Source organism: Kitasatospora sp. NPDC004531 (assembly GCF_053602195.1).
This window is the reverse complement of sequence record NZ_JBSGDD010000173.1, coordinates 1-6,237: the sequence shown is the minus strand read 5'-3', so window position 1 is coordinate 6,237 and position 6,237 is coordinate 1. Positions and strand designations below refer to the sequence as shown.

Sequence of the window (6,237 nt, the reverse complement as noted above, 5' to 3'; positions counted from 1 at the left end):
CGATCGTGGTCGGCGTGGTGGTGCTGGGCCGCCACCCCGCGCTGCCCGGCAGCAAGTGAACCGTCAGTTCTTCACGGCCACCGCGAAGACCCGGCGGAACGGGAAGACCGTGCCGTGCGCGGTCGCCGGGTACGCCTCGCGCAGCAGCGCGCCGTACTGCGCCAGGAACTCCCGCCGCTCGCCCTCCTGCGGCAGCCGCTCCAGCACCGGGCGCAGCGCCGTGCCCTTGACCCACTCCAGCACCGGGTCCTCGCCCGGCAGCACCGTCAGGTACGTGGTCTCCCAGACGTCGGCGGTGCAGCCCGCGGCCAGCAGCGCCTCCAGGTAGCGGGCCGGGTGGTGGCAGGACGCGTCGGGGCGGACGGCGCCGAGGCGTTCCTTCCAGCGGGCGCTGCGGCGCAGGTCGGCGAGCAGGGTGTGGCTGGGGGCGGCGAAGTTGCCGGGCAGCTGGAAGGCGATCACCCCGCCGGGGCGCAGCGCGGCGGCCCAGCGGGGCAGCAGGGCGAGGTGGTCGTCGGTGGGGGTGTCCATCCAGTGCAGGGCGGCGTTGGACGCGATCAGGTCGGGCCGTTCGGGGGCGGGGTCGTACCGGGTGACGTCCTGCAGCCGGTACTCGGCCGTCGGCTCGCCGCTGGTGCGGGCGGTCTCCAGCAGGGCGGGCGAGGTGTCCAGGCCGAGCAGGCGGGCCTCGGGCCAGCGGCGGCGGAGCACCGCGGTGGAGTTGCCGGGGCCGCAGCCGAGGTCCAGCACGGTGGGCCTGGGCGGGAGTTCGGGGACCCGGGCGAGCAGCTCGTTCAGGGGCCGGATGCGTTCCTCGGCGTAGCGCAGGTACTGGCGGGCGTCCCAGTCGGCGGGCATGGCGGACCTCCAGAAGTATCTCGACATCAAGATATCTTTCGGGCGTCGAGCGTTCCTTTGTTATCTCTTGATGTCAAGAGACTTCACATCGACACATCCCCCGATACACTGATCGTCATGGAGGACGAGGTCGACCGCCTGGTCGCAGCATGGCGCCGTGAGCGCCCCGACCTCGACGTGGAGCCCCTTGAGGTCCTCAGTCGGGTGAGCCGACTCGCCCGCCACCTGGACCGCGCCCGTCGCACCGCGTTCGCCGAGCACGGCCTCGAACCGTGGGAGTTCGACGTCCTCACCGCGCTCCGCCGGGCCGGCGACCCCTACCAGCTCTCCCCGGGCCAGCTCCTCACCCAGACCCTGGTCACCTCGGGCACCATGACCAACCGCATCGACCGCCTCACCACCAAGGGCCTGGTCGTCCGCCTCCCCGACCCGGACGACCGCCGCGGCGTCCTGGTCCGCCTCACCGACGCCGGCCGCGACAAGGCCGACCAGGCCCTGGCCGGCCTCCTCGCCCACGAACGCGAGATCCTGGCCCGGCTCGCCCCCACCCAGCGCGCCGAACTCGCGTCCCTGCTCCGCCAGTTGGTCATCCCCTTCGACCGCGCAGGGTGACAACCAAGGGGGGTAACAATCAGGGGCCCGGGGAACGGCGGGGGCTCGTGGCGGATGGCCATGGGGGCGCTGAGCGTTCCGACGTTTCTGGTCTCCCGGAACCTCAAGACACCCGCCGCAACATGACCGCATCGCAGGGTTCGACCCACCGCAGACCCGGCCCCGCCGTTCTCCCCCAGCCCTGGCGGGCCGGGAGGTATCCCCACGGGCCCCCGATGCTTCGCGCCCTCCGATGGTCAGAAGCCGTCCGGGTAGAGGCTGGCCAGGGCCGGCGGCTTGTGCGGGGCGCTCCGGTAGCCGGGGAGCAGGGCCGCCAGGCAGTCGCGGACGAGGGGGTCGGCGTTGGTGGTGGCCGCGGCGTACAGGGAGGTGAGGCCGCCGGCCAGGTCGTCGACGCCGGTGGCGGCCTCCGCGGCGGTCGCGTAGATCCGGGGGTGCGCGGTGGGCAGCCGCTCCTCGGCGTCCGCGAAGAGCGCCTCGTTGAGCTTCTCGCCGGCCCGCAGCCCGGTGTACCGGATCTCCACCTCGTCCGCGTCCAGCTGCACCTGTTCGGCGAAGTTGTGGACCAGGTCCACGATCCGCACCGGCTCGCCCATGTCGAGGACGAAGACCTCGCCGCCCTCCGCCATCCGTCCGGCCTCCAGGACCAGCCCGACGGCCTCCTCGATGGTCATGAAGAACCGGGTGACGTCCGGGTGGGTGACCGTCACGGGCCCGCCGCTGCGCAGTTGCTCCTCCAGGACGGACAGCAGCGAGCCCCGCGAGCCGAGGACGTTGCCGAAGCGGACGGCGGCGAAGGCGCCGGTGCCGAGGTTGCGGGCGTCCTTCGCGTTGGCCTGGACGATGAGTTCGGCGAGGCGCTTGCTCGCGCCGAGGACGGAGGTCGGGTCGGCGGCCTTGTCGGTGGAGATCAGGACGAAGCGTTCGACGCCGGTGGCCAGCGCGGCCTCGACCAGGTGGTCGGTGCCGAGGACGTTGGACTTGACGGCCTCGCTGGGGTGGCGTTCCAGCAGCGGGAGGTGCTTGTGGGCGGCGGCGTGGAAGACCACGTCGGGGCGCAGGTCGCGGAAGATCTGCTGGATCCGCGGGCGGTCCCGGATGTCGGCGATCACCAGGGACTCGTCGGTGAGCAGCGCCTCGCCCCAGATGTCGAGCTGGAGGCGGTGCAGGTTGGACTCGTCGTGGTCGAGCATGTAGAGCGCGGCCGGCCCGAACGCCTGGACCTGGCGGCACAGTTCGCTGCCGATGGAGCCGCCGGCGCCCGTCACCAGCACCCGGCGGCCCTCGATGACGGTGCGCACGTCGGGTGAGACGACGTGGACCTCGTGCCGGCCGATCAGCCGGTTGACGTCCAGGGTGCGCAGGTCGGAGCCGACCACCTCGCGGCGCAGCGCGGCGAGGAAGGACGGCAGGTAGCGGACGGCCGCGCCGGCGGCGGCCGCGGCGGTGGCGAGTTCGCGGACGCGCTGGTGCGGCAGGCCGGGGATGGCGAGGACGACCACCTGGGCGCGGTGGACGAGGGCGAGCGCGGTGAGGTCGGCGAGCGGGCCGAGGACGGGGCTGCCGGAGACGTCCCGGCCGGCCTTGGCGGGGTCGTCGTCCAGCACCCCGACGGGGACGAGGCCGAACTCCGGGGTGCGGTCCAGGTCGCGGACCAGGGCCGTGCCGGCCGCACCGGCCCCGACGACCAGAGTGCGCAGGCAGGAGCCGGCGCGCTGCTCGGGGATGCGGGGACGGGGTGCCTGCGGGCGTGCGGAAGCGCGGTTCGGCGACATCTGACCTCCGGTCTCGCTGACTCACGGAGTGGCTACCTGCTCGGAAGGCGGGGCTCGTTCAGCCCGCGCCGGGGCCTGCGGTCGAGGCGACGGTCGGCGGGGGGACGGGGGCGGGCACGGCGAGCGGCCCGGGCGGCTCCGAGGGGGCGATCCCGGCGCGGCGGGCGACCGCGACCGCCGCGAGCGTGGAGTGCACCCCCAACTTGCCCAGGACGTTCTGCATGTGGGTGCGGACGGTGTGCGGGGAGAGGAACAGCCGCTCGGCGACCGCCTGTCTACCGAGGCCGGCGACCATGCAGCGCAGCACCTCCTCCTCGCGGGGGGTGAGCGCGGCCACCAGGCGTTCGCTCTCGGAGCGGTCCCGCCGGGCGGAGGTGAGTTCGCGGACCACGCCGGTCAGCAGGGCCGGCGGCAGGTGGGTCTCCTCGCGCAGAACGCCGCGGACGACGGCCATCAGCGCGCCCAGCGAGCTCTCCCGGGCCACCCAGCCGCTGGCTCCGGCCTGCAGGGCGCGGACGGCCCGCTGCGGGTCGTCGTGGGCGGCCAGCATCACGGCCCGCAGCGCCGGGTGGGCCCGGCAGGCGCGGCCGACCAGAGCGATCCCGTCGCCGGGCGGCCGCGCCGGATCGGCCGGCGGCCGGCCCGCGGGGCGCGTCAACTGGCCTGCGGCGGGGCGCTGTTGGGCCGACCGGCCGGGTGCCGGCAGGGCCGCGCCGAGGTCGGTGTCGACCAGCAGCACGTCGTACGGGCGGCGTTCGGCCGCCGCCCTCTCCAGGGCGCGTTCGGCCGCGGCGGCGCTGCCGGCCGCCCCGACGTCCACGTCGGGCTCGGCGGCGAGCGCCGTGGCGAGCGCCTCGGCGAAAATGCGGTGGCCGTCGACCACCAGGACGCGAATCCGCCCCATCGTCCTGCCCCCCTGCTCGTGGCCCGACCCCCACCGGTGCCTCACTCAGCGTACGGGCGGCCGCCGGTACGGCGTGGGGATTTGGTGAAGTTCCTGTACGCAGTGACTTCGGGGGTCGGGGTCGGGCCCGGCGCGGGGCTGGTCAGGCGCGGTGGGCGAGGGTGAACTCCCAGGCGTCGGCGACGATCCGGTCCAGCTCGGGGCGCTTCGGCGTCCAGCCGAGGGCCTCCCGGGCGCGGTCGGCGGCGGCCACCAGCACGGCCGGGTCGCCGGGGCGGCGGTCGGCCACCTGCACCGGGATCTCCCGGCCGGTGACCCGCTTGACCGACTCGATCACCTCGCGCACCGAGAAGCCGGTGCCGTTGCCGAGGTTGCAGATCAGGTGCTCGCCGGACTTGGCGGCGGCCACCGCCAGCAGGTGCGCCTCGGCCAGGTCGGCGATGTGGATGTAGTCGCGGATGCAGGTGCCGTCCGGGGTCGGGTAGTCCTCGCCGAACACCGCGATGTGCGAGCGCTGCCCCAGCGCCGCCTGGAACACCAGCGGGATCAGGTGCGACTCCGGCTCGTGCCGCTCGCCGTAACGGCCGTACGCCCCGGCCACGTTGAAGTACCGCAGGCTGACGGCGGCCAGGCCGTGCGCGATCGCCTCGGAGGTGATCAAGTGGTCCACGGCGAGCTTGGTGGCGCCGTAGGCGTTGGTCGGCGAGGTGCGCGCGGTCTCCTTGATCGGCACCTCGTCCGGCTCGCCGTACACGGCGGCGGTGGAGGAGAACACCAGCGTGCCGACGCCGGCCTTGCGCATCGCCGACACCAGCTCCAGCGAGCCGGCCACGTTGTTGCGCCAGTACTTCTCCGGGTCCGCCACCGACTCGCCGACCTGCGAGGACGCCGCGAAGTGCAGCACACCGTCGAAGGACGCGTCGAGCACCTCGCCGGCGTCCTGGATCCGGCCGCGGACGAACTCCGCGCCGTCCGGCACCGCCTCCGCGAACCCGGTCGACAGGTCGTCCAGCACCGTCACCTGGTGGCCCGCCTCCAGCAGGTGCGCCGCCACCACGCTGCCCACGTAGCCGGCTCCGCCCGTGACCAGGTACTTGCTCATGCCCTCGACCTCCGCGACACTCCGATGTTCCTCGTTCGGAGCATAGGGCACCCGACGGCGCCGCCCGGCCCAGGTCACGGCCGCCCGAAGCCGCCGCAGCCGCGCGGGAACCGCCGCCGCCGCGCTCGGCGTCTTCGCCTCTCAGGCCAGTTGGTCCAGCAGCCCGGTCCGGGCCGCCAGCGCGGCGGCCTCCAGCCGGGAGCGGGCGCCGAGCTTGCTCAGCACCCGCTGGACGTGCGTGCGGGCCGTGGACGGGGCGATCCGCATCGCGGCGGCGATCGCCGCGGTGTCCTCGCCGTCGGCGATCCGGGCCAGCACCTGCACCTCGCGGCGGGTCAGCAGCCGCAGCAGCCGCACCGCCTCGTCGTCCGGTTCGGCGACCGGCCACAGCAGGTGCTCGAACGCCGCGCGCAGCACCTCCACCGCGACGGCGGCCTCCCCCGCCCGCACCCGGGCGATCGCCCGGTCCACCACTTCGATCCGCTCGTCGCTGCGCACGTAGCCCGCCGCGCCCGCCGCGAACGCCGCCGCCACCCGCCCGGGCGCGCCCAGCGGACCCAGCACCACCACGGAGATCTCCGGCCGCTCCCGGCGTAACCGGCGCAGCGGTTCGAACGGGTCGTCCACCCCGGCGGTCGTCCCCAGCAGGCACACCTCCGGACGCCGCCCGACCACCAGGTCCAGCACCGCACCGCACGGCGAACCCACCCCGAGCACCCGATGGCCGCGCTGCTGCAGGGCGGTGCCCAGCGCCTCGGCCATCAGCCGGTGATCGTCCGCGACCACGAGCCGCACGCTCATCCCGCACCCTCCCCCGGTCCGGACGGACAGACGCACCATCACAGCGCATTCGTGCGCGCCCCGCCAGGGGACGTACCGGGCCGGGGCGGGCTTCGGCCAAGAGTCGAGGGACCCCGGAAACGCCGAAGGCCCCGCCGAGTGGCGGGGCCTTCGTTCTGCTGAGCCCCCATGCGGAATCGAACCGC

6 protein-coding genes are annotated in these 6,237 nt (G+C 74.5%); 1 reads left to right on the top strand and 5 read right to left on the bottom strand.

All coding sequences use genetic code 11. The annotated features are described in order from the left end of the window. Nucleotides 1-63: 63 nt before the first annotated feature. Nucleotides 64-885 (bottom strand): methyltransferase domain-containing protein, encoded by an 822-nt coding sequence (locus tag ACWEMJ_RS33510; protein ID WP_452140915.1) that lies wholly within the window; start codon nt 883-885, stop codon nt 64-66. Between the two features lie 90 nt (nt 886-975). Between ACWEMJ_RS33510 and ACWEMJ_RS33505 the strand changes: the two genes are divergently transcribed. Continuing rightward, nucleotides 976-1,470 carry a MarR family winged helix-turn-helix transcriptional regulator gene (locus ACWEMJ_RS33505; RefSeq protein WP_452140914.1) on the top strand — a complete coding sequence of 165 codons (495 nt, stop codon included), beginning with the start codon at nt 976-978 and terminating at the stop codon, nt 1,468-1,470. Nucleotides 1,471-1,706: 236 nt separating this feature from the next. Here the strand turns inward: ACWEMJ_RS33505 and ACWEMJ_RS33500 are convergent, their stop codons facing one another. From ACWEMJ_RS33500 to ACWEMJ_RS33485, 4 genes are all read right to left on the bottom strand, one after another. After that, nucleotides 1,707-3,245: a polysaccharide biosynthesis protein gene (locus tag ACWEMJ_RS33500; RefSeq protein WP_452140913.1), complete on the bottom strand. Its 1,539-nt coding sequence runs from the start codon at nt 3,243-3,245 to the stop codon at nt 1,707-1,709. A 58-nt stretch (nt 3,246-3,303) separates the two neighbouring features. Beyond that, nucleotides 3,304-4,149, bottom strand: coding sequence for a LuxR C-terminal-related transcriptional regulator (locus ACWEMJ_RS33495; RefSeq protein ID WP_452140912.1), 846 nt, complete (start codon nt 4,147-4,149; stop codon nt 3,304-3,306). A gap of 142 nt (nt 4,150-4,291) precedes the next feature. Then, a complete protein-coding gene (gene galE, locus ACWEMJ_RS33490; protein ID WP_452140911.1) occupies nt 4,292-5,251 on the bottom strand; it encodes a UDP-glucose 4-epimerase GalE in 960 nt (319 codons plus the stop codon). 141 nt (nt 5,252-5,392) lie between these two features. Next, nucleotides 5,393-6,052, bottom strand: a complete 660-nt coding sequence (locus ACWEMJ_RS33485; protein WP_452140910.1) for a LuxR C-terminal-related transcriptional regulator — start codon at nt 6,050-6,052, stop codon at nt 5,393-5,395. Between the last annotated feature and the right edge of the window lie 185 nt (nt 6,053-6,237).

Bases quoted from the DNA above. Each gene is read 5' to 3' on its own strand.
- ACWEMJ_RS33510 (WP_452140915.1), bottom strand. From the start codon at position 885: ATGTCGAGATACTTCTGGAGGTCCGCCATGCCCGCCGACTGGGACGCC.
- ACWEMJ_RS33500 (WP_452140913.1), bottom strand. From the start codon at position 3,245: ATGTCGCCGAACCGCGCTTCCGCACGCCCGCAGGCACCCCGTCCCCGC.
- ACWEMJ_RS33485 (WP_452140910.1), bottom strand. From the start codon at position 6,052: ATGAGCGTGCGGCTCGTGGTCGCGGACGATCACCGGCTGATGGCCGAG.
- ACWEMJ_RS33495 (WP_452140912.1), bottom strand. From the start codon at position 4,149: ATGGGGCGGATTCGCGTCCTGGTGGTCGACGGCCACCGCATTTTCGCC.
- ACWEMJ_RS33505 (WP_452140914.1), top strand. From the start codon at position 976: ATGGAGGACGAGGTCGACCGCCTGGTCGCAGCATGGCGCCGTGAGCGC.
- galE (WP_452140911.1), bottom strand. From the start codon at position 5,251: ATGAGCAAGTACCTGGTCACGGGCGGAGCCGGCTACGTGGGCAGCGTG.